This window comes from Streptomyces sp. MUSC 14 (assembly GCF_001866675.1).
GTDB lineage: Bacteria > Actinomycetota > Actinomycetes > Streptomycetales > Streptomycetaceae > Streptomyces.
Window position 1 is genome coordinate 162,630 of record NZ_MLYN01000017.1, and the last position, 20,102, is coordinate 182,731.

At 73.2% G+C, this 20,102-nt stretch carries 19 protein-coding genes and 1 pseudogene; 13 read left to right on the forward strand and 7 right to left on the reverse strand.

Going from position 1 to position 20,102, the window contains the following annotated elements; genetic code table 11:
* Window positions 1-5: 5 nt before the first annotated feature.
* A complete protein-coding gene (locus tag BIV25_RS10040; RefSeq protein WP_071371856.1) occupies window positions 6-482 on the reverse strand; it encodes a MarR family winged helix-turn-helix transcriptional regulator in 477 nt (158 codons plus the stop codon).
* 62 nt (window positions 483-544) lie between these two features.
* On the opposite strand from BIV25_RS10040, the gene BIV25_RS10045 reads away from it, so the two are divergent.
* The 4 genes from BIV25_RS10045 to BIV25_RS10060 all read left to right on the forward strand — a co-directional run bounded on the left by BIV25_RS10045 (window position 545) and on the right by BIV25_RS10060 (window position 6,126).
* Window positions 545-1,471 (forward strand): alpha/beta hydrolase, encoded by a 927-nt coding sequence (locus BIV25_RS10045; RefSeq protein ID WP_071371857.1) that lies wholly within the window; start codon window positions 545-547, stop codon window positions 1,469-1,471.
* 152 nt (window positions 1,472-1,623) lie between these two features.
* Window positions 1,624-2,556, forward strand: a complete 933-nt coding sequence (locus BIV25_RS10050; protein WP_071371858.1) for an alpha/beta fold hydrolase — start codon at window positions 1,624-1,626, stop codon at window positions 2,554-2,556.
* A gap of 338 nt (window positions 2,557-2,894) precedes the next feature.
* The gene (locus BIV25_RS10055) at window positions 2,895-4,661 is read left to right on the forward strand and encodes an ABC transporter permease subunit (protein ID WP_071371859.1); all 1,767 of its coding nucleotides are present in this window, start codon (window positions 2,895-2,897) and stop codon (window positions 4,659-4,661) included.
* Window positions 4,662-4,695: 34 nt separating this feature from the next.
* Entirely contained in the window at window positions 4,696-6,126 is a 1,431-nt protein-coding gene (locus BIV25_RS10060) for a nitrate/sulfonate/bicarbonate ABC transporter ATP-binding protein (RefSeq protein WP_079176538.1), read from the forward strand.
* A gap of 52 nt (window positions 6,127-6,178) precedes the next feature.
* Here the strand turns inward: BIV25_RS10060 and BIV25_RS10065 are convergent, their stop codons facing one another.
* The gene (locus BIV25_RS10065; protein ID WP_071371860.1) at window positions 6,179-6,592 is read right to left on the reverse strand and encodes a metalloregulator ArsR/SmtB family transcription factor; all 414 of its coding nucleotides are present in this window, start codon (window positions 6,590-6,592) and stop codon (window positions 6,179-6,181) included.
* A 272-nt stretch (window positions 6,593-6,864) separates the two neighbouring features.
* Here BIV25_RS10065 and BIV25_RS10070 point away from each other — a divergent pair, with 272 nt between their 5' ends.
* Both BIV25_RS10070 and BIV25_RS10075 read left to right on the forward strand, forming a co-directional pair.
* The gene (locus BIV25_RS10070) at window positions 6,865-7,593 is read left to right on the forward strand and encodes an MgtC/SapB family protein (RefSeq protein ID WP_071371861.1); all 729 of its coding nucleotides are present in this window, start codon (window positions 6,865-6,867) and stop codon (window positions 7,591-7,593) included.
* On the forward strand, window positions 7,590-7,868 hold the full coding sequence (locus BIV25_RS10075; protein ID WP_071371862.1) for a hypothetical protein: 279 nt from the start codon (window positions 7,590-7,592) through the stop codon (window positions 7,866-7,868). The genes BIV25_RS10070 and BIV25_RS10075 overlap by 4 nt, the downstream gene beginning before the upstream one ends.
* 478 nt (window positions 7,869-8,346) lie before the next feature.
* On the opposite strand, the gene BIV25_RS10080 is transcribed toward BIV25_RS10075, so the two are convergent.
* The gene (locus tag BIV25_RS10080; protein WP_071371863.1) at window positions 8,347-10,449 is read right to left on the reverse strand and encodes a glycosyltransferase; all 2,103 of its coding nucleotides are present in this window, start codon (window positions 10,447-10,449) and stop codon (window positions 8,347-8,349) included.
* A gap of 19 nt (window positions 10,450-10,468) precedes the next feature.
* Window positions 10,469-10,612 (reverse strand): hypothetical protein, encoded by a 144-nt coding sequence (locus BIV25_RS50920; protein ID WP_177235218.1) that lies wholly within the window; start codon window positions 10,610-10,612, stop codon window positions 10,469-10,471.
* 242 nt (window positions 10,613-10,854) lie between these two features.
* On the opposite strand from BIV25_RS50920, the gene BIV25_RS10085 reads away from it, so the two are divergent.
* Together BIV25_RS10085 and BIV25_RS10090 are read left to right on the forward strand one after the other, a co-directional pair.
* Window positions 10,855-11,535: a response regulator transcription factor gene (locus BIV25_RS10085; protein ID WP_071371864.1), complete on the forward strand. Its 681-nt coding sequence runs from the start codon at window positions 10,855-10,857 to the stop codon at window positions 11,533-11,535.
* Between the two features lie 7 nt (window positions 11,536-11,542).
* On the forward strand, window positions 11,543-12,661 hold the full coding sequence (locus BIV25_RS10090; RefSeq protein ID WP_071371865.1) for a sensor histidine kinase: 1,119 nt from the start codon (window positions 11,543-11,545) through the stop codon (window positions 12,659-12,661).
* 28 nt (window positions 12,662-12,689) lie between these two features.
* Here the strand turns inward: BIV25_RS10090 and BIV25_RS10095 are convergent, their stop codons facing one another.
* A complete protein-coding gene (locus BIV25_RS10095; protein WP_071371866.1) occupies window positions 12,690-13,211 on the reverse strand; it encodes a GNAT family N-acetyltransferase in 522 nt (173 codons plus the stop codon).
* Here BIV25_RS10095 and BIV25_RS10100 point away from each other — a divergent pair.
* Together BIV25_RS10100 and BIV25_RS10105 are read left to right on the forward strand one after the other, a co-directional pair.
* Window positions 13,210-13,815, forward strand: a complete 606-nt coding sequence (locus BIV25_RS10100) for an XRE family transcriptional regulator (protein WP_071371867.1) — start codon at window positions 13,210-13,212, stop codon at window positions 13,813-13,815. The genes BIV25_RS10095 and BIV25_RS10100 overlap by 2 nt on opposite strands.
* Window positions 13,812-15,050 carry an MFS transporter gene (locus BIV25_RS10105; protein WP_071371868.1) on the forward strand — a complete coding sequence of 413 codons (1,239 nt, stop codon included), beginning with the start codon at window positions 13,812-13,814 and terminating at the stop codon, window positions 15,048-15,050. The genes BIV25_RS10100 and BIV25_RS10105 overlap by 4 nt, the downstream gene beginning before the upstream one ends.
* Here the strand turns inward: BIV25_RS10105 and BIV25_RS10110 are convergent.
* Window positions 14,962-15,411 (reverse strand): Lrp/AsnC family transcriptional regulator, encoded by a 450-nt coding sequence (locus BIV25_RS10110; protein WP_071371869.1) that lies wholly within the window; start codon window positions 15,409-15,411, stop codon window positions 14,962-14,964. The genes BIV25_RS10105 and BIV25_RS10110 overlap by 89 nt on opposite strands.
* A gap of 120 nt (window positions 15,412-15,531) precedes the next feature.
* Between BIV25_RS10110 and BIV25_RS10115 the strand changes: the two genes are divergently transcribed.
* The 3 genes and pseudogenes from BIV25_RS10115 (at window position 15,532) to BIV25_RS10125 (ending at window position 18,227) form a co-directional block, all read left to right on the forward strand.
* On the forward strand, window positions 15,532-16,224 hold the full coding sequence (locus BIV25_RS10115) for a hypothetical protein (protein WP_143076604.1): 693 nt from the start codon (window positions 15,532-15,534) through the stop codon (window positions 16,222-16,224).
* 162 nt (window positions 16,225-16,386) lie between these two features.
* A pseudogene (locus BIV25_RS10120) lies at window positions 16,387-16,923 on the forward strand (isocitrate/isopropylmalate family dehydrogenase); the annotation flags it as partial.
* A gap of 74 nt (window positions 16,924-16,997) precedes the next feature.
* Window positions 16,998-18,227, forward strand: coding sequence for a CdaR family transcriptional regulator (locus BIV25_RS10125; protein WP_071371871.1), 1,230 nt, complete (start codon window positions 16,998-17,000; stop codon window positions 18,225-18,227).
* Here the strand turns inward: BIV25_RS10125 and BIV25_RS10130 are convergent.
* Window positions 18,217-20,088 carry an alkyl/aryl-sulfatase gene (locus BIV25_RS10130; protein WP_071371872.1) on the reverse strand — a complete coding sequence of 624 codons (1,872 nt, stop codon included), beginning with the start codon at window positions 20,086-20,088 and terminating at the stop codon, window positions 18,217-18,219. The genes BIV25_RS10125 and BIV25_RS10130 overlap by 11 nt on opposite strands.
* Window positions 20,089-20,102 lie beyond the last annotated feature (14 nt).

The following is a 20,102-nucleotide window of genomic DNA, read 5'->3' on the forward strand; positions in this document are numbered from 1 at the left end:
TCGTGTCAGCCTGTCGGTATGCCGACGCCCTCTCGCTCCAACGCGGTGCGCAGCAGTGAGAGGGCCTGGGCGGCCGCCGAGGTCTGAGGCCGGCCGAGAGCGCCTCCCAGCAGTTCCGTCAGGCGCTCGGTGAAGGTCCGCTCAGCGGCGTCGCTCAGGCGTGTGCCGTCGTCGGTGAGCGTGAGCAGCGACGAGCGGCGGTCGGCCGGATTCGGCTGCCGGGCGACCCAGCCGTGCCGTTCCAGGCGGTCGATCCCCTTGCTCGTCGCCCCGATCCCGATGGCGAACTCGGCGGCGAGGTCGGCCACTCTCGATCCGGGATGCTCCCGCAGGTAGCGCAGGAACTCGAACTGCGAGGTGACGATCCCGTGTTGCTCGCGCAACCGGTCGTTGAGCGCGTTGTAGAGGCGCGTCTCGCAGCGGACCAGGTCGGCGAAGAAGGCCCGGGGGTCGGCGGCGGAGCCGGTTGATTTATATGCCACGGCATATACTGTAGCGGCATCTACTTATGGAGTGCGGAGATCCGCCGGCGGAAGGGACACTCATGAGCAGGGAACAACGCGCGAAGATCGACGCGATGCTGCGCACAGCACGGCCCGAGGGCCCGCAGCCGGTCGAGGAGATCCGGTCGGGGTTCGAGGCGATGATGGCCACGATGATCGTGCCGGACGGCATCCGCACCACGACGGTGGCCCTCGGGTCCCGACGCACCCTGCTGGTCGAGCCCCGGGGCAGGAGCCCGCACGCGGGCACGATCCTCTACTTCCACGGCGGCGGTTTCGTGTACGGCTCGCCCGAGACCGCGCTGTCGCTGACGGGGAACCTCGTCGCCAGAACCGGTCTCAGGGCCTTCTCTCCGGACTACCGGCTCGCGCCCGAGCACCCGTTCCCGGCCGCGATCGACGACGCGCTCGCCGCCTACCGCGGTCTGCTCGACGCCGGCGAGGACCCTTCGTCCCTCGTGTTCGCCGGGGACTCCGCAGGCGGCGGCCTCACCGTCACGACATGCCTCGCGGCGCGCGCCGCGGGAGTGCCGCTGCCCGCGGCGATCGTCGCCTTCTCACCCGGGCTCGACGGCACCCGCAGCGGCGAGAGCATGGACACCAAGGCCGGCCTCGACCCTTTCTTCACGCGCGAGAGCCTGGCGCACACGGGCGCCATGCACCTCGCGGGTCAGGACCCGAACCAGGAGCTCATCAGCCCGGCGCTCCACGCCGACCTGACCGGTTTCCCGCCGATGCTGCTCCAGGTGGGCACCAACGAGGTGCTGCTGGACGACTCCACGCGCATGGCCGCACGGGCGAGGGAGGCGGGGGTGGACGTGATCCTGGACGTCACCGCCGAAGTGCCGCACGTGTTCCAGGCGTTCGCCGGTGTACTGGACGAGGCGGACCAGGCGCTCGATCGCGCGGCGCTCTTCCTCACCCAGCACCTGGGCACCGCGGGAACACCGGCCGCGTCGGTGTCGTGAGGGCCCGCACCGGGCCACTCCTCCGACCGTAGATCCATTATGCGGCGAACGGCCCCCGGTGCGCCTCCTTCTCGCGGATGATCATGTCGACGCCGACGGACCCTACGGTGGGACGGTGCCGGACGCACCCCACCGAAACGGAGCGCCGCACCATGCCTTTCGCATCCCCGGACGAGCGATACGTCACCCGTGACGGAGTGGACCTGGCCGTGCACGACCACGGCGGGGACGGGCCGCCGTTGCTCCTTCTGCACGGAGCCGGACGCACCCTGGCCGACTGGGCGGCCGTGGCACCGCTGTTGACGCCGCGCCACCGTGTCATCGCCATGGACCTGCGGGCACACGGCCGTTCGGGGAGCGGTGCGTGGACGTTTCCCGCGGTGCTCGCCGACGTGGCCGCGGTGCTGGACGCTCTCGACGTCCCTCGCGCCGTTCCCGTCGGGCACTCGCTCGGCGGGATGGTCGCCGTCCGGTACGCGCTGGACCACCCGGAGACGCCGGGCGCCGTCAACCTCGACGGCCACGGATACGGCCGGCCCGAGCAGTACGTCGGGCTGGACCCCGAGTACGTCGGGCGGAGACTCGAAGAGATCCGGGGCTTCGCCGCCCGGGCGGCGGGGCGGATCCTCCCGACGTCGGACATGGCAGCCGTGCTCGGCGGGCAGCGGGCCATGGCGGAGGGTCTGGGCATTGCCCGCGACCTGTTCGACGAGGGACTGCGCAGGTCGCTCGCCGAACGCGCGGACGGCATGCGGTGGTTGCGGCCCGAACGCGAGCCGGCGCTCCAGATGCTGGCGGCCATGGACGAGCTCGACCTGTTCTCCCTCTACCGACGCGCGCGCAGCCTCCTGCTGATCTGCCGAGCGGCACGCCCCAACCCGCCCACACCCGGCCTGCCGTGGTTCGACGAACTCATGTCCGCCTACGCCGAGGGGCTGCGCCGGGATCTGCGCGAGCTGGCACGGACGCAGCCCCGTGTCACGGTCGAGGACATCGACGCGACGCACGCGATGCTCCTCGAACGGCCCGGCGACGTCGCGGCACGGATCCTCTCGTTCACCGCCCGCACCACACCTTCCCTCTGACATCCGCGTCATGAACATGCCCCACCTGCATATTTGCGTATCGATGCAACAAGGGGCACACTCATGGAGTCGGGCCCTGTGCGCGTGCCGAGCACGGGCGGGGCACAGCCACATCACGGAACGGAGGCAGCCATGGGTGCAGACCCTCCCAGTCCGCGCTGCCTCCGGGGCATGCGCTGACTTTCTGACGTTCACCGGCCGGGGCCATGACCGCCCCGACGGTTCCTCTTACTCACCTGTTTTTGCCATGCTGCCTGGGTGACCCCTGTCCCGCCGTCGGTGCGTTGACCGCGGCCGGGCATGCCGGCCTGCCCAGAGTGGGGGCGGAGGTCTTCGTGATGTCGATCCGTACGGACAACAAGCCTGCCGAGAGGGCGCAGCGCACACCGCTGGTGGCGCGGCTGCCCGGGCGGCTGTCCCGTCTTTCCTGGGTGGACGCGGCCGTGGCGGCGGCCGTGCTGGTGCTCCTGTACGTGGTGCTGCGCGTGGGGCACGGCACCACCGTCGCGTTCAACACCCACCAGAACCTCCATGTCGACACCGATCCGGCACGGCTGCCGTACGACGCGGCCCGCTCGCTGCTGCGGATGTTCGCCGCGCTCGCGGTGTCGATCGTGTTCACCTTCGGCTACGCGTGCGCCGCCGCCAAGAGCAGGCGGCTGGAACGGATCCTTGTCCCGGCCCTGGACATCCTCCAGTCGGTGCCGGTGCTGGGCTTCCTGACCGTGGCGGTCACCGGGTTCATCGCCCTGTTCCCCGGCTCGATGCTGGGTCTGGAGTGTGCGTCGATCTTCGCGATCTTCACCTCGCAGGCGTGGAACATGACGTTCGGCTTCTACTCCTCCCTCACCTCGCTCCCGCGTGAACTCGACGAGCTGTCACGGTCGTTCGGGTTCACCCGGTGGATGCGGTTCTGGAAGGTGGAGGTGCCGGCCGGGATGATCGGCCTGGTCTGGAACGGCATGATGAGCTTCGGCGGCGGCTGGTTCTTCCTGGTGGCCTCGGAGGCGATCAGCGTCAACAACCAGCGGTACGCGCTGCCCGGCGTCGGCTCCTACGCCGGTGCCGCGATCACCGACGGCGATCTCGGCAAGGTCGGCTGGGCGATCCTCACCATGGCGGTGATGGTGATCGGCGTGAACTTCCTGTTCTGGCGGCCACTGACCGCGTGGGCGGAGAAGTTCAAGAACGAACAGTCCGAGGCGAGCGAGGTCCAGCGGTCCGTCGTACTGGACCTGCTGCGCCGCTCGCACTGGCCGCAGCTGCTCGGCCGGGTGCTGCGCCCGGTGGGACGCGCGCTGGGCACGGCGGGCCGCGTCCTCGGCCGCGACGACCGGTCGCTCGTCGTCGACCGCACCCGCCGGCGCACCGGCGACGTCGTCTTCACGCTCGTCGCCGGCGGGCTGATCCTGTGGGGTCTGCTCGACCTCGGCCACTACCTCCACGACCGCACCGGCCTCGGCGTGTTCGGCGAGCCGCTGCTGCTCGGCCTCGCCACCCTCGCCCGCGTCGTGGTCCTGGTCGCACTCGCCACCGTCGTCTGGGTACCGGTCGGCGTGAAGATCGGGTTCTCGCCCCGGCTGACCCGGATCGCCCAGCCGATCGTGCAGATCCTGGCGTCCTTCCCGGCCAACTTCCTCTTCCCGCTCGCCGTCTGGTTCTTCCTGCGGACCGGCCTGTCCATCAACATCGGCGGCACGCTGCTGATGGCGCTCGGCGCCCAGTGGTACATCCTGTTCAACACCATCGCCGGCGCCATGGCCATCCCGAGCGATCTGCGCGAGGCCATGGACGACCTGGGCGTCACCGGCCTGCAGCGCTGGCGGCGACTGATCGTCCCGGGGATCTTCCCGTCCTACGTCACCGGCGGGATCACCGCGTCCGGCGGCGCCTGGAACGCCTCGATCGTCTCCGAGGTCGTCACCTTCGGCGGCACCACTCTCACGGCGACGGGCCTCGGCGCGTACATCGCGAAGGCCACGGAGAGCGGCGACTACCCGCATCTGCTCGCCGGTGTCGCGGTGATGAGCCTGTACGTCGTCGGGCTGAACCGACTGGTGTGGCGGCGCCTGTACCGGCTGGCCGAGACCCGCTACTCCCTCTGAACTTCCCCTCTTCCACAAGCATTTGGAGCACGTCATGGTGCTGAACGTTCTGCGCAACCTCCGTGCCGACCGCCGGGCCCGGGCCGGCCTCGCCCACCTGACCGCCGAACGGCCCCGCCGGCCCGCCGACGGCGAGCTGCTGCTGGAGACCGCCGGCCTGACCAAGTCGTACGCCGGTGCCGACGGCGAACTGCCCGTGCTGTCCGGCATCGACCTCCAGGTCCGCGCGGGCGAGGTCGTCGCCCTGCTCGGCAAGTCGGGCTCGGGCAAGTCCACGCTGCTGCGCTGCCTGGCCGGGCTCGTGCCCGCCAGTTCCGGCACCGTCGCCTACCGGGGCACCCCGCTCACCGGTGCCAACCCGGGTACGGCCATGGTGTTCCAGACCTTCGCGCTGCTGCCCTGGCTGACCGTGCAGCAGAACGTCGAACTGGGCCTGGAGGCCAAGGGAGTTCCGGCCGCCGAGCGTGCCGACGCCGCCCGGCAGGCCATCGATCTGATCGGCCTGGACGGCTTCGAGTCGGCGTACCCCAAGGAGCTGTCCGGCGGTATGCGCCAGCGCGTCGGCTTCGCGCGCGCCCTCGTCGTGGAGCCGGACGTGCTGATGATGGACGAGCCGTTCTCCGCCCTCGACGTGCTGACCGCGGAGAACCTGCGCGGCGAGCTGATGGAGCTGTGGGAGTCCGGCCAGTTCCCCACCCGCGCCATCGTGCTGGTCACCCACAACATCGAGGAGGCCGTGCTGATGGCCGACCGGATCGTCGTCCTGGGCGCCCGCCCCTACGGCACGATCCGCGAGGTCTTCGACGTCGGCCTGGAGCGCCCCCGGGACCGTAACTCGGCCGCTTTCGACGACCTGATCGACCGTGTTTACCGGACCATGACCGGACGCCAGAAGGAGGGCCGTGTCCCCGGCCGGCACGAGGCCGTGGAGCTGGAGAAGCGCACGCCCGCGAACACCCCGTTGCCGCCGGCCAGTGTCGACGGGCTGTCCGGGCTCGCCGAGCTGGTGCTCGACCGCGGCGGCCGCTGCGACCTGGCCGACCTCGCCGACGAACTCGGCCTGGCGGTGGACGACCTGCTGCCCCAGGTCGACGCGCTCGACCTGCTCGGCTTCACCACGCTCAGCGGGGACGACCTGCTGCTGACCGACACCGGTACGGCGTTCGCGGGCGCCGACGTGCAGGAGTCGAAGAAGATCTTCGCCGAGGCCGTGCAGCACGCCCCGCTGGTCACGCTGATCACGCGGAGCCTGCGGAACAACTCGGGCGGCACGCTGCGCGCCGGTTTCTTCCGCGATCTGCTCGCCCACCATTTCACCGCCGAGCAGGTCACCCGCCAGCTGGAGACGGCCACGGACTGGGGCCGCTACGCCGAGCTGTACTCCTACGACGCCGAGCCGCAGGAGTACCACCTCGACGACAGCGACGACACACGTCTGGTCGTGATCGCCACGCGGCGGGACTGACCGCGCGCCGCGACCGGCGGCGCCGGTGTTCCGGGTGGCAGCGCTCCGGGCGTCAGTGTTCCGTGGCCGTGCGCCGGACCCCGGCCACCCGTGCGGGGGCGCCGCGCTCCTGCGCGACGACCGCCTGCACGGCACCGGCCGGCTCGGGCTCCCCCGCCGTCCCGGCCTCGTCCGTGGCCAGCACCGCGCTCTCCAGCAGTGCCCGCACCTGCGGGCCCGCGGCGCGGTAGAAGATGCGCGTGCCCTCGCGCCGCGAGGTCACCAGTCCGGCCGAGCGCAGTTTCGCCAGGTGCTGCGAGGTGGCCGCGACATGCGCCTCGATCAGCTCGGCGAGCCTGCTGACCGGCAGTTCCCGCTCGCTCAGCGCCCACAGCAGCCGGTAGCGCGAGGGGTCGGCCACCGCCTTGAGCACGGCCACCGATCGCTCGGCCCGCTCCTCGTCCCACGACGCTACTTGCGCTTCCATGCAAGTATGGTAGCCGGTCACGCGCACGACGTCCGGTGGCATTCCGGGCCGACGCTAGTTGCATATGTGTGCAAGTATGGAGAGAAGCGTCGAGGAGGACAGGAGGAGGTGAGCGACATGGATCCGAGTAGCAGTCCGGGCCCCGACCGGCCCCCCAGTCCCATGTCCCCCGACTCCTCGGGCATCCGGTAGCCCTCCCCGGCAGCACGGCCGGGCGGACGGCCGCCATGCCCTCGACCTGTCCCGCCGCGGCGGGGCGAGGGGAGGTTCCCATGGCGAACCTGACCACTTTCGACTTCGTTGTCCGGCTCTCCGTCGGCGTCGCCTGCGGTGCCCTGATCGGCGTGGAGCGCCAGTGGCGCGCCCGGATGGCCGGGCTGCGCACGAACGCCCTGGTCGCCGTCGGTGCCACGCTGTTCGTCCTCTACAGCGAGGTCGTCGGCGACCCCGGCAGCCCCACCCGGGTCGCCTCCTACGTCGTCTCCGGCATCGGCTTCCTCGGCGGTGGCGTCATCCTGCGCGAGGGCGGCGGCGTGCGCGGTCTCAACACCGCGGCCACGCTGTGGTGTTCGGCGGCGGTCGGCGTGCTCGCCGCCTCCGGCCGGCTGACGCTGTGCGCGATCGCGACGGCCACCGTCCTCGGTGTGCACGTGTTCCTGCGCCCCGCGGGCCGACTGATCGACCGCGTGCCGCAGCGCGACCCCGACAACGAGGGCGTACGCGCCACCGTCCACCTGGTCTGTGAGCGCGCCGACGAGACACATGTGCGCGCCCTGCTGTCCCAGGCCCTCGCGAGCGACGGCCTCGCCCCCACCGGACTGCGGGTACGACGTGACGACGAGGGCGGTACCAGCCTGCGGGCGGCCGTCGCCCTGAACGGCGACCCCGCCCGGGCGCTGGAACAGCTCATCGCCCGGCTGTCCCTGGAACCAGGCGTACGGGACCTGCACTGGCACCTGGACGACACCTCCGTCGACGCGGAGCGGGAGGCGGTGGCATGAGCGGGCTCGACGCCCGGCACGCCCGCCACGCCGTCCGCCGGGCGGCCCGCCAACTGGCCGAGGACGCACCGCGGTTGACCGCCGGATCTGCGAGCGCCCTGCGGGCCGGCCTCGCCGCCCGCACCGCCCGTCTGCGCCGGGCCGCCCTCGCCGCGTGGCTGACCGGCGTACCCGAGGACGTGATCGCCGCCGACGGACACCTGCCCGTGAAGGTCGTGCACGCATGGGTAGCGGCGGGACACGCGCCGCGACATCCTGACGGCGGACGGGGGTGACCGAGGACGGTGCCGGAGGGGACATGGACGACGTGTCGGCGGCCGGCGGACGACGGGCCCGACGGATCGTGGCCGGCCGACTGCGCGAGGAGGCGTTCGCGAGGCGGCTGGCCGAGCGCTGTTCCGTATGGGAGACAGACGTCGACGTCTCCTCGTTCAGGTCGGGGGGCATCCAGCCGGCCTTCGTCGCCACCGCGGTCGACGGCGACGGCGGCGATGCCGGCGACTGGCATGCACGGGCGCAGGCGGTGCTGTCGCGGCGCGACGACGTGGAGCTGTTCGCCGCATCACCCGGCCGGCCCACCCCTCCGGTCACTCCAACTCCCCCCGCTCTCCGTGGGATTGACGGCCGGGTCGGGTCCGCGCTGGATGCGGCTGCGGATCGTCGTGGACGAGTTCATGGCCCGGACACCCGTCCCGGACGACTGCCGCCGATGACAACGGCCTCGCCTCGGAGAGCGGGTGGCGGGCTCCCGGCCTACTCCGGGGCGAGGGAGCTGACGAGGGCGAGGTCGTGGTCCGGAGTGAGACAGGGTGTGACGGTCACGCGGCCTTCGGGTCCCGTGTACGCGGCCGTCGGGAACGTGGTGACGTCACGGCGGTCGGCGAGGTCGCCGGTCAGCATGCCCAGCCGGACCTCGGGGCCGCCGTACGCGCTCAGGCGCAGGTCCCACCGTGCCTGAGCGCCTGGTTGGTGCTCGGCCACGGCGGCGAGGGGGATGCCGATCTCGAAGTCACCGTAGGGATCGACGTAGCACTGTCCGTCGAAGGCCCATTCGTGCCGCCCGTGGAGCCGGGCCCGGAATCGGTAGTGGTGGGCGCGGGCGGCGCTGCCGTGGAGCGAACCAGTCAGCCGGATCGCCGTGTCGCCGGTGGCGATGGACGACACCTCCGCATGGGCCGGTCGGTGCCAGGTGCGCAGGGCCAGGCCGCCGTCCGGTGCCGGGTACGGGATCCACGCGCTGCATCCCGCGTCGGCCGGGCGGCGTGCGGCGGGGTCCAGGAGCCGCGCCGTCTCGACCGGGCCCGCGAGGACCGGGCGGGACCGGTTGCCGCTGACGTGCTGGACGAAGACGGCCCAGTGCCCTTCGGCGAGGACCCGCGCTCCCTTGTCCAGCCTCGCCTGCAAGGACGTTCCGGCGCCCGGTTCCCGGGGCTCCAGCCGCAGTCTCACCGTCTCGCCCGCCGCCGCCGTGTCCCGCAGCATCAGGACGAGATGCCAGGCGTCGGGCGCGAGTGCCGGAGCGGGGTCGGCGGTGCGGAAGGCGAGCGAGCCGTCGGGCAGGACCCGGCAGCCGACCCGGACCGGCGAGCCGAGTCCGGCCAGGCCGACGCGTTCCAGCGCACGGCGCCACAGCGGGAGGCCGCGGTCGGTGTCACGGCGTGCCGCGCGCGGAAGTCGGCTGTGCCCCGCGCGGGAGGCGAGTTCGGGTTCGAGGTCGAGGAAGAGGGCGTCGTACTGCGCGGCAATGTGCCGGGGGCGGAAGCGTACGGAGGTCCGGCGGGCCGCGGCGGCCATCCGGTGGCGCTCGGCGTCGTTCTCGATCAGGCGGCACAGCGCGTCGGCGAGGGCGTCCTCGACGGCTCCCTCCGCCGGGACGAGCAGGCCGTCCTCGCCGTGCGTGATGATCTCGCGGGGCGCGTGGTCGCAGTCGGTGCTCACCACGGGCACCCCGCAGCTCATCGCCTCCAGGAGGGCCGTGCCGGAGGGTTCCGTGCGGTGCGGCACGACGGCGATGGCGCCCTTGGCCCACTCCGGGTGCATGGGCGTGCGCGCGCCCATCAGTACGACGTTGTCGTGCAGAGCGAGCTCGTCGACACGGCGGCGCAGAGGGCCGCGCTCGCGACCGCGGCCGTAGACGCGCAGCGTCCAGTGCGGGTGTACGGCCACGACCTTGGCGAAGGCGTCGAGGAGCCGGTCGTACCGTGCGGTCGGCGTGAGCCGTACCGCCGCCACCACGGTCCGCGACGTCCCTGCCGAGGGTTCGGCACAGGGCTCGGGGGCACAGACGGGGATGGCGGTGACGCGCGTCGGCGCGGAGTACAGGGCCCGGCGCCAGGCGCGCGCGTCCGCGGCGGACACGGTCACGTAGGCGTCGAGCCGGGGCACGGCCGCGTCGAGGTCGTCCCTGAGAGCGTCCGGGTGGAGGGCGCGGGCGGCGTGTTCCTGGCCGATGCGCAGCTGGTCCGGGCGGCCGTGCTCGGCCAGGAAGCAGGTCAGGTACGGCCGGGTCGAGATCACCACGTCGGCGTCGGCGTCCTTCAGGTGGGCCGCGAGCCTCGCCTCACCGAGTGCGCTGGGCGGCGTCGGGCCGTCGTGCACCGCGTCGTGGGGGCACACGGTGCCGGGGGTCCGCTGCCGCGCGGCGGTGCCCGCGTAGTGCCGGGAGCCGGGCCGCAGGTCCACCAGGGTGCGCATCCGCACGCGGGGTGCCGGTGCCGGGCAGGGGTGGTCGGCGGTGCGGTAGTTGGAGACGACCTCCACGTCGTGCCGGTCGGCGAGGGCGCCGGCGAGTTCGAGCGTGGCGCGGGCCGTGCCGCCGGCGTCGTAGGCGTCGTAGAGCAGGAAAGTGATCTTCATGGGTCTCTTCGCGGCGCGCTCAGCCGAACATTCCGGCGATCGCTGTCGCGGCGCCGTGGGCGAGGGCGCCGTACAGGTCGGGCCGGAGCACCCCCAGGACCGCGGCCGACGCCGCGATGATCAGGAAGGCGGCCTCCCTGCCGCCGCCGAGCTGTCCCCTCACCGGGCGTCCGCCTCCGGCGCCGCTGTCGCCTGTGCCGCCTCTGTGCTGTGCGTCATGTGTCCAGGCTGGTGCCGGACCCGGTCGCCGCGGTATCCGCCGCCCGGCCGGGTCTCCCCCGCCGGGCGGCGGGAGGACACCCCCCGATCGGCTGGTCCGCACACCGGGGCAACCCTCGCGGCGGCCGGGCCCTCTTAAGGTCGTAGGCGTACGAACAGGTCGGACAGGGGCGGGACGCAGTGCATGTGATCCGGGTCGTGGTGGTGGACGACGAGGCCCTCGTCCGCTCCGGCTTCCAGCTCATCCTGAACGCCGCCGAGGACATCGAGGTGGTCGCGACGGTCAGCGGCGCCGACGCCGTGGCGCGGGTCCGTGACGAGCGTCCGGACGTCGTGCTGCTGGACATCCGCATGCCGGACGTCGACGGGCTCACCGTGCTGCGCGAGGTGCGCGGGCTCCCGGACGGGCCCGTGGTGGCGATGCTGACGACGTTCGACACCGACGAGTACGTGCTGGCGGCGCTGCGTCACGGGGCGGCCGGTTTCCTGCTCAAGGACACCGAGCCGGAACAGCTGGCCCAGATGGTGCGCACGCTCGCGTCGGGTGGCATCGTCATGTCCCCCAAGGCGTCCCGCGCCCTGCTGCTCGGCCACCCCGGTGCCGGGGCGGTGAACGCCCAGGAGGCCGAGGAGTCGGCCCGGGTGGAGCGGCTGACGGCACGCGAACGCGATGTGCTGATGCTGGTCGCGGAGGGGCTGTCGAACGCGGACATAGGGGCGCGTCTGCATCTGAGCGCCGGCACGGTGAAGGATCACGTGAGCGCGATCTTCACCAAGCTGCGCGTGACCAGCCGCATCCAGGCCGCGCTCATCGCCCAGCGGGCCCGTCTCCTGGACGAACGGCGCCGGCCGAAGGCCGACCGGTGACCGGCCGGTGAGCGGCCGCCGGACGGGCTGGGCCCGGGTTCCGGCGCCCGTGCGGGACGCCGGGCTGGTCGCCGTGGCGGTCGGGGACGCCTGGCTCGCGGTCTCGGACGGCTCGTGGCCCGAGGTGGGCCTCGCCGGTCTGGCCTGTGCCGCCCTCGCGCTGCGCCGCTACGTCCCGCTCGCCGTCGTCCTGCTCACGGTGCCGGCCGCGGTCGTCTCCGACCTCGTCGTCGCCCCGCTCGCGGCCCTGTTCGCGCTGGCCGAACGGAGGCGCGACCGCCGCCTGTCGGGAGCGTGCGCGGTACTGATGGCGGCGGCGTCCGCCGCGCCCTGGCCCTGGCACGACCCGGACTCGCGCGACCGTACGTGGACGCTGATCCAGTTCGTCTACACCCTCGCGGGCACCGCCGCCCCCGTACTGCTCGGTCAACTGGTGCAGGCGCGGCGGGACCTGTCACAGCGCCTGGCCGAGATCGAGGAGGCCAGGGAGCACGAGCGGGCCCTGCACGCCCAGGCCGTGCTCGCCCGGGAACGCGCCCAGCTGGCCCGGGAGATGCACGACGTCGTCTCGCACCAGGTGAGCCTGATCGCCGTCCAGGCCGGCGCGCTGCAGGTCGGGGCCAAGGACACGGACGCCCGGGAGGCCGCCCGCACCATCCGTTCGCTGAGCGTCGCCACGCTGGACGAGCTGAGGAACATGGTCACCCTGCTGCGCGCCTCCGGTGGCCGCGCCACCGAGCTGACGCCGCAGCCCACGCTGGCCGACATACGCAAGCTGATCGCGACGAGCGGCATCGACGCCGAACTGACCGGTGTGCTGCCCGACACGGTCAGCACACCCGCCCAGCGGGCGATCTACCGCACCGTGCAGGAGGCTCTGACGAACGTGCGCAAGCACGCTCCGGGGGCCGGGGCCACCGTGGAGCTGTGGTGCGAGGGCGACGACGTCGGTGTGACCGTCACCAACAGCCGCCCCACCCGCCCGTCCCTGCCCCTGCCCGGGTCCCGGCAGGGCCTGGTCGGGCTGCGGGAACGCGCCGAGATCCTGCACGGCACGTTCTCCTGCGGCCCTACCCCCGACGGCGGCTACGGGGTCCGTGTCAGGATCCCGGCCCAGCCCACGTGACCTCGTCGCCGGAACGTGCTCGACGGGCTCAGGCCAGGGGCAGGCGCATGAGCGTCAGGTCGAGCCAGCGGCCGAACTTGGTGCCGACCTCCGGGAGCGTGCCGGCGACCTGGAACCCGAAGCGTTCGTGCAGCCGGATCGAGGGTGTGTTCCCGGCTTCGATACCGGCGATCATCACGTGGTGGCCGGCCTCGCGCGCGGCCGTGACGAGGGCGGCCAGCAGCGCCGATCCGATGCCGAGCCCGTGCCGGTCCTCGCGGACGTAGACCGAGTTCTCCACCGTGTGCCGGTAGCCGTCCAGCTCCCGCCAGGGGCCGTAGGCCGCGAACCCGGCGACCTCGCCGTCGACCTCGGCGACGAACGCCGAGCCGCGCGCCAGATGGGCGGCGAGCCAGGTGACCGCCTGGTCCGAGGTCTGCGGGGCGCGGGTCCACAGGGCCGTCGAGTGCTCGATCGCGTGGTTGCGGATCGCGCGGATCGCCGCCACGTCGTCGGGCCGGGCCGGGCGCACCGTCACGGCCGCCGCGCTTCTTGCGTATATTGAAGCCATGTCCAACATAGTAGATCCTCTGGTGGGGCAGATCGCGGCCCGCGTCCGCACCGAGCGGGAACGGCGCCGCTGGACGCTGGCCCAGCTCGCCGACGCCTCCGGCGTGTCCCAGGCGATGATCAGCCGGATCGAGCGCGCCGAGAGCAGCCCCACGGCGGTCGTCCTGGGCAAGCTGTCCGCCGCCTTCCGGCTCAGCGTCGCCTCCCTGCTCGCCCTCGCCGAGGGGGCGCCGGAGGGCACCGCGCACGAGACCGCCGCGGGCGAGACGGGCGTGCGCAGGCCTGCGGACACGGCCGAGTGGCGCGACCCCGCGACCGGATACCGGCGCCGCCAGATCACCGGTCCGCGCTTCCCCGCGGAGATCGCCGAGATCCGGCTGCCCGCCGGCGCACGCGTGCCGTATCCGGCCGCCGCCTTCGCCTTCGTCCGCCAGGTCGTCTGGGTCCTCGACGGCCGGCTGACCTTCCATGACGGCGCCACGGTCCACGAACTGAACGCGGGCGACACCATCGAGCTGGGCGAGCCCGCCGAGCGGGTCTTCGCCAACACCTCGGACTCCGAGTGCCGTTACGCCGTCGTCCTGACCCGCGGCACCACGCCGTGACCCGGCCGCTCCCCCGCGGCGGCACGCTCCTGCTGGCTTCCATAGCCGGCACGGCAATCGCGAACAACTACGCCATCCAGCCCGAACTCACCAGTGTCGCAGCCGACTTGGGCGTGCCGCTCGCGGTGATCGGACTGGTGCCGACCGCCGCGCTCACCGGCTGCATGACCGGGTTCGCCCTCTTGCTGCCCCTGACCGACCGCCTCGCCCCCAACCGCCTGGTCGGCATCCAGCTGACCGCGCTGGCCGCCGCCCTCGCCCTGGCCGCGGCGGCACCCGGCGCGGGCGTCCTCCTCGCCACCTATCTGCTCATCGGCGCGGCCGCGAGCGTCGCGGCCCAGGCCGGCGGCATCGCGGGGCGGCACGCGCCAACAGGGCGCCGAGGAACGGGAGTTGCCACGGTGGCCGCCGGCATGTCGGCCGGCATCCTGCTCAGCCGGCTGGTGGGCGGGGCGCTCGGCGGAGCCATCGGGTGGCGGCGGATGCTCCTCGTCTTCGCCGCACTCGCCCTGCTCGGCGCCATCGCCGCCGCCACGCTCCTGCCCCGGCAGCGACCGCACACCGAGCGCGGCTACCGGACCGCGCTGGCCTCGCTCCCGCCCCTGCTGCGCCGATTCCCGGAACTGCGCCGCGCGGTGGCCGCCGGCGGGCTGTGGTACTTCGCCTTCAACCTGATCTGGGTCACGCTCGCCCTCGCGCTCGCCCGGCCGCCCCACTCCCTCGGCCCGGGCGCCATCGGCCTCTACAGCCTGGCCGGACTGCTCGGCTTCGCGGCGCTCCCGCTGACCGGCCGCCTCACCGACCGGTACGCCCCGGCCACGGTGATCACCGCGAGCATGCTGGCCGCGGCGGCGGGCACCGCGCTGCTCGCCACCGGACTCGGCAGCCCGCCGACCACCGCCCTCGGGCTCGCGGTCTTCGACGCGGGCTGCTTCGCCGCGCAGGCCGCCAACCAGAGCCGGATCATCGCCCTCGCCCCCGACCGGGCGGGCAGCCTGAGCAGCGTGTACCTCGTGCTGTACTTCACCAGCGGCGCCGTCGGCACCGCCGTCGCCGCGCCGCTGCTCGACGCCCTCGGCTGGCGCGGGATCAGCCTCACCGCCATCGTCGCGCTGCTCCTCGCGGCCGCCGTCGGCAGCCGGTCCCTCAGGGTTCCAGCAGACGGTCCGGCCCCAGCGGAACCTCGTGCAGCAGGAGCCGGCTCCTCAACTCCCGCACGCCGAAGTCGGCTTTGAGCCGGTCGATGACCGTCTCGAACTCGCGGGCGTCGGCGCAGGCCACGCGCAGCTGGTAGTCGTAGTCCCCGGTCAGCCGCATCGCTCCGACGACCTGCGGCACGTGGGGCAGCTGCTCCTCGAAGGCCGTGCGGTCCACGCCCTCGCGCAGCCGGACGTCGCTGAGCAGTTCCATCCCGCGCCCGAAGGCCGCCAGGTTCAGCTCGGCGCGGTATCCGCGGACGACACCGGCCGCCTGGAGGCGGCGTACGCGGTCGGCGACGGTGTTGGCCGACAGGCGGACCTGCCGCCCCAACTCCTGGTAGGTGGCACGGCCGTCGGTGAGGAGGATCGTGAGGATCTGCCGATCGATGCGGTCCATGGCGCCATGCTACAAATACTCGGCGAGATCTGGAGATGACCGAGTTAACTTCGGTCGTCTCCGGTGTACCGCCGTGAAGTCCGAGCCAAAGTCGGCGCCTGCGGTGCCAGGCTCACAGGCATGGAGATATTGCTGCTCCGCACCGCCCTCGCCCCCTCCCTCGTCCTCCTCGTCTCCGTCGTCGCCCGGCGTTCGGGCCCGCGCCGCGGCGGGCTCCTGCTCGGCGCGCCGACGACGTCCGGGCCGTTCCTGCTGCTCGTCTGGCTCAGCGGCGGAAGCGCCGCGGCCGCACACGCGGCGCGCGGCAACGTCGCCGCGCAGCTCGTCGTCGCGGCCTTCTGCCTCGCCTACGGCCGGCTCGCCCCCGTCCTGCGTCCGGCGCGCACCCTGACGGCGGCTCTGGCCTGCGCGGCCGGAGCGGGCCTGATCGCCGCGCTGTGCACCGACGTCTGGCTGACAGCGGCATCGGCCCTGGCCCTGGCCTTCGCCGGGCTGCGGGCCTGGCCCGCCCCGGCCCCGACGCATCGGCCCCAACGCGCCGCCCGGATCCGGGAGATACCGGTGCGGATGGCAGTGTCCGCCACGACCGTGCTGCTCGCCGTGCGCGCCGCGGCCGCGCTCGGCCCCTTCGCCGGCGGCATCCTCGCCGCACTCCCCGTGCTGCTCGCCGTGATGGCCCCGTCGACCCACCGCGCGACCGGCGCACAGGCCGCGGCCGCGATGATGCGCGCCGCCCTGAGTGTCACACCGGTCACCCTCGCCTTCCTGCTGACGGCGTATACGGCGTTCGCCGCCTGTGTGACGACGCGGTAGAGGATGTCCGTGTCGCATAGAACGCCACACGGAACGCCGCACAGAACCCTCGCGGAACGTCGTCGGGAACGAGGAGCACACGACACACATGGACATCAGGCAGCTGGCGTACTTCCTGGCGATCGTCGACCGCGGGGGCTTCCGCCGCCCGGCCTCGGCGCTCTGGCCGCGCGGCGCGGCGGCCGGCTGACCTCGGCGACCAAGTCGAACGGCATCGTGCACATCATGCCGTTCTGGGACGAGCTGGTCGCCGAGCGGGCCGCCCGGTTCCCTCGGGTCGCCTGGGACCAGGAGCACATCGACGCCCTGGCGGCCAAGTTCGTCCTCGAACCCTCCCGCTTCGACGTCGTGGTCGCCTCCAACCTCTTCGGCGACATCCTCAGCGATCTCGCGGCCGCGGTCGCCGGATCGATCGGCATCGCCCCGGCGGCCAACCTCAACCCGGAGCGGGAGTTCCCGTCGATGTTCGAGCCCGTGCACGGTTCCGCCCCCGACATCGCGGGCCGGGGCATCGCCGATCCCCTGGGCGCGATCTGGGCGGCGGCCCTGATGCTCGACCATCTCGGCCACCCCGCCGCGGCCGGGCGCATCACGGACGCGATCGCCTCGCTCCTGGCCCGGACCGACGTCCGCACCCGCGACCTGGGGGGTACGGCGACCACCGCCGAGTTCACCGACAGGCTGCTCCGACTCCTGTGAAACCGCCAGGCCCCGGCAGCACGGTCGTACGCCCCGGTTACTGTGGCGGACCGGCATCGGCAGCGAGGGGATCCATGGCGCACGGACAGGACGGGGAGCGACGGGCCGGGGGTCGACCGCGGGAGCTGTCCGCTGCCGCGGCGGCCCTCGCCGCCCGGTGCGAGCCACGGGTGAACGAGCTGGCCCGGCACATGGCCCGCGAGGTGTTCGGGGAGTTGCACGGCTACCCCGAACTGCCCGCCGATGTGCGGGACGTGGAGATCGCCGCGACGGCCCGGCACGGCATGCGGCTGTTCCTGCGCGGGGCCGCGGGCCGGCCGGGACCGGACGCGCTGGAGTACTTCCAGGAGCGCGCGGCCCAGCGCGCCGAGGAGGGAATGCCGCTGCAGCTGCTGCTGCGCACGTACACGCTGGGCGGGCAGGAGCTGTTCCGGGCGCTGCGGGAGAACGCGCGGCCCGCGGAGCGGGACGCCCTGGCCGAACTCGCCGAGGCACTGTTCGCCTCGGTCGACCGGCTCGTGGGCGCCGTCGCCGAGAGCTATCTCGACGAGCGCACCGCTCTCGCCGCCGAACGCCACGAGCAGCGTCACGCACGGGCCCGCGCGCTGCTGGAGGGCCGCCCGCCCGCCGACGGGTCCACGCCGGAGGGGCCCGCGCTGGTGCTGTGCCTGCGCTTCGCCGATGCGGCACCCACCGACGGGAGTCCGGGCTCCCCGGTGACGGTACGGCGGCTGGTGCGGCGGGTTCAGGCGGTGCTGGACCGGGCCTTCGGCACGGACGTACCCGCCCTGCTGGGCGCCGAGGGAGGACACGCGGTCGTACCGGGAGGGGCCGAACCACCGGGCCGGACAGCGGAGTTGTTGCGTGAGGCGGCGGGAACGGGGGTGCGGCTGGCCACGGTCGGCGCCGCCGGGACCGCTGACGTCCCGCGTGCGGCGCGGCTGGCCGCCGAGGTGCTGCGGGTCGCGGCGGCGTGCGGGCGGCCGCCAGGGCTGCACCGGCTCGACGACGTCCTGCTGGAGTACCACCTGTCCCGTCCGAGCGAGGGCAGCGACCGGATCGCCGCCCTGCTCGACCCGCTGGCCGGCCGGCCCGAACTGACCGAGACCCTGCGCACGCATCTGGAGGAGCGCCAGGACCGCCGCGCCACGGCCCGCCGGCTGAACCTGCACCCGAACTCCGTCGACCACCGGCTGGCCCGTGTCCAGGAGCTGACCGGAGTCCGTCTCACCGACCCGCGGGACACCGCGCTGCTCCTCGCGGCCCTGCTGCTGCGCGAGACGGACCCCGGCGTCACGGCGTGACGATCGCGAAGTCCGGGTCCGGCGCGTCCAGCAGCGATCCGAAGGTGATCAGGGCCCCGGCATCTCCGTCGAGGTCCACCGCTCCGCCCGCGATCTCGTCGGCGAACGTCGTCGCCCCGGCCAGCACGGCGTCGAGGGTGGTGCGGGCCAGCCGCAGTACGGCGGTGGGCCGCTCGCCCCGCGGGGCGTCGCCGGGCATCGGGGTGAGCGCGCCGCGGGACAGCAGGAGCGTCCACTTCTCGCCGGTGTCGGTGAACTCCCAGCGCAGCAGCAGCCGTCCGGCCTCGGCCGCGCGCGGGCCGTTGACGCGAACGGACATGGAGCGGAAGACCTGCTCGGCCGTCAGGGCGGCCAGGATGTCCGGGGCGGCGCGGGTCGGTGTGCCGAGGACGCCGCCGCGCAGTTCGGCCGCGCCCATCAGGCAGAAGTTGCGCCAGGGTCCGCACTCCGCGCCCTGGCCGAGCCGCTCGAACGTGTCGGCCTGCAGGGCGCGGGCCTGTGTGTGCCCGGGGTCGGCGAACAGGACATGGCCCAGCACCTCCGCGACCCACCGCAGATCACCGGCTTCGTACGACGCCCGCGCCTTGGCGACCACGCTGTCCGCGCCGCCCATGAACTCCACGTACCGGCTCGCGGCCTCGGTGGGCGGATGCTGCCACAGGTGCGCGGGGTTGCCGTCGAACCAGCCCATGTAACGCTGGTACACCGCTTTGGCGTTGTGGCTCAGGGAGCCGTAGTAGCCGCGGACGTGCCAGGCCCGTTCGAGGGCGGGCGGGAAGCGCAGCTGCTCGGCCATCTCCGCGCCCGTGTGCCCTGCGTTGATCATCCGCACGCACTGGTCGTGCAGATAGGCGTACGCGTCCCGCTGCTCCTCCAGGAACCGCACGACGCGGTCCTGCCCCCAGGTCGGCCAGTGATGGGAGGCGAAGACGACGTCGGTGTCCGCGGCGAACAGCCGTATCGTCTCCGTCAGGTACCCGGCCCAGGCGCTGGGATCGCGGACGAGGGCCCCGCGCAGGGTCAGCACGTTGTGCAGGGTGTGGCAGGCGTTCTCGGCGGCGCACAGCACCCGCAGGTCCGGGAAGTGGAAGTTCATCTCGGCGGGGGCTTCGGTGCCGGGCGTGAGCTGGAAGACGATCCGCACCCCGTCGACGGTCTCGGTCTGCCCGGTGGCGGTGACGTCGACCGTGGGCGCGATCAGGCCGACGCTGCCGGTCGAGGTCGTCAGCCCGAGCCCGCAACCGATCTGCCCCGCCGGTCCCTTGGGCAGCGCGGCCCCGTACATGTAGGCCGCCCGGCGGGCCATCGCCGTCCCCGTGATGACGTTCTCGCCGGCCGCGTGCTCCAGGAACCCGGCGGGTGCGATGACGGGCACCCGGCCGGCAGCCACGTCGGCCGGATCGACGACCCCGCGCACGCCGCCGAAGTGGTCGATGTGGGAGTGGGTGTAGATCACGCCGGTCACGGGGCGCTCGCCGCGGTGCGCGCGGTACAGGGCGAGCGCGGCGGCGGCGACCTCGGCGCTGATCAGCGGGTCGATCACGACGACTCCGCGCTCGCCCTCCACGAAGGTGACGTTCGACAGGTCCAGGCCGCGCACCTGGTAGATGCCGGGCACGACCTCGTACAGCCCCTGGCGGGCCACGAGCCGGCTCTGCCGCCACAGTCCGGGGTGCGCGGTCGGCGGGCAGTCGGCCGTCAGGAAGCCGTAGGCGTCCGCGTCCCACACCACCCCGCCCCGCTCGTCGCGCACCACACAAGGCTCCAGGCGGGCGATCAACCCCCGGTCCGCGTCGGTGAAGTCCTGCTCGTCGTCCCAGCCCGGGGTGGTGTCCCCGGGCCACTGCTCGCTGCCGGTCATGGTGGTCGATCCTG

Excerpts from the sequence above, each read along its gene's own strand:
- BIV25_RS10045 (WP_071371857.1), top strand. The coding sequence starts at position 545 with ATGAGCAGGGAACAACGCGCGAAGATCGACGCGATGCTGCGCACAGCA.
- BIV25_RS10050 (WP_071371858.1), top strand. The coding sequence starts at position 1,624 with ATGCCTTTCGCATCCCCGGACGAGCGATACGTCACCCGTGACGGAGTG.
- BIV25_RS10055 (WP_071371859.1), top strand. The coding sequence starts at position 2,895 with ATGTCGATCCGTACGGACAACAAGCCTGCCGAGAGGGCGCAGCGCACA.
- BIV25_RS10060 (WP_079176538.1), top strand. The coding sequence starts at position 4,696 with ATGGTGCTGAACGTTCTGCGCAACCTCCGTGCCGACCGCCGGGCCCGG.
- BIV25_RS10065 (WP_071371860.1), bottom strand. The coding sequence starts at position 6,592 with ATGGAAGCGCAAGTAGCGTCGTGGGACGAGGAGCGGGCCGAGCGATCG.
- BIV25_RS10070 (WP_071371861.1), top strand. The coding sequence starts at position 6,865 with ATGGCGAACCTGACCACTTTCGACTTCGTTGTCCGGCTCTCCGTCGGC.
- BIV25_RS10075 (WP_071371862.1), top strand. The coding sequence starts at position 7,590 with ATGAGCGGGCTCGACGCCCGGCACGCCCGCCACGCCGTCCGCCGGGCG.
- BIV25_RS10080 (WP_071371863.1), bottom strand. The coding sequence starts at position 10,449 with ATGAAGATCACTTTCCTGCTCTACGACGCCTACGACGCCGGCGGCACG.
- BIV25_RS10100 (WP_071371867.1), top strand. The coding sequence starts at position 13,210 with ATGTCCAACATAGTAGATCCTCTGGTGGGGCAGATCGCGGCCCGCGTC.
- BIV25_RS10095 (WP_071371866.1), bottom strand. The coding sequence starts at position 13,211 with ATGGCTTCAATATACGCAAGAAGCGCGGCGGCCGTGACGGTGCGCCCG.
- BIV25_RS10110 (WP_071371869.1), bottom strand. The coding sequence starts at position 15,411 with ATGGACCGCATCGATCGGCAGATCCTCACGATCCTCCTCACCGACGGC.
- BIV25_RS10115 (WP_143076604.1), top strand. The coding sequence starts at position 15,532 with ATGGAGATATTGCTGCTCCGCACCGCCCTCGCCCCCTCCCTCGTCCTC.
- BIV25_RS10125 (WP_071371871.1), top strand. The coding sequence starts at position 16,998 with ATGGCGCACGGACAGGACGGGGAGCGACGGGCCGGGGGTCGACCGCGG.
- BIV25_RS10130 (WP_071371872.1), bottom strand. The coding sequence starts at position 20,088 with ATGACCGGCAGCGAGCAGTGGCCCGGGGACACCACCCCGGGCTGGGAC.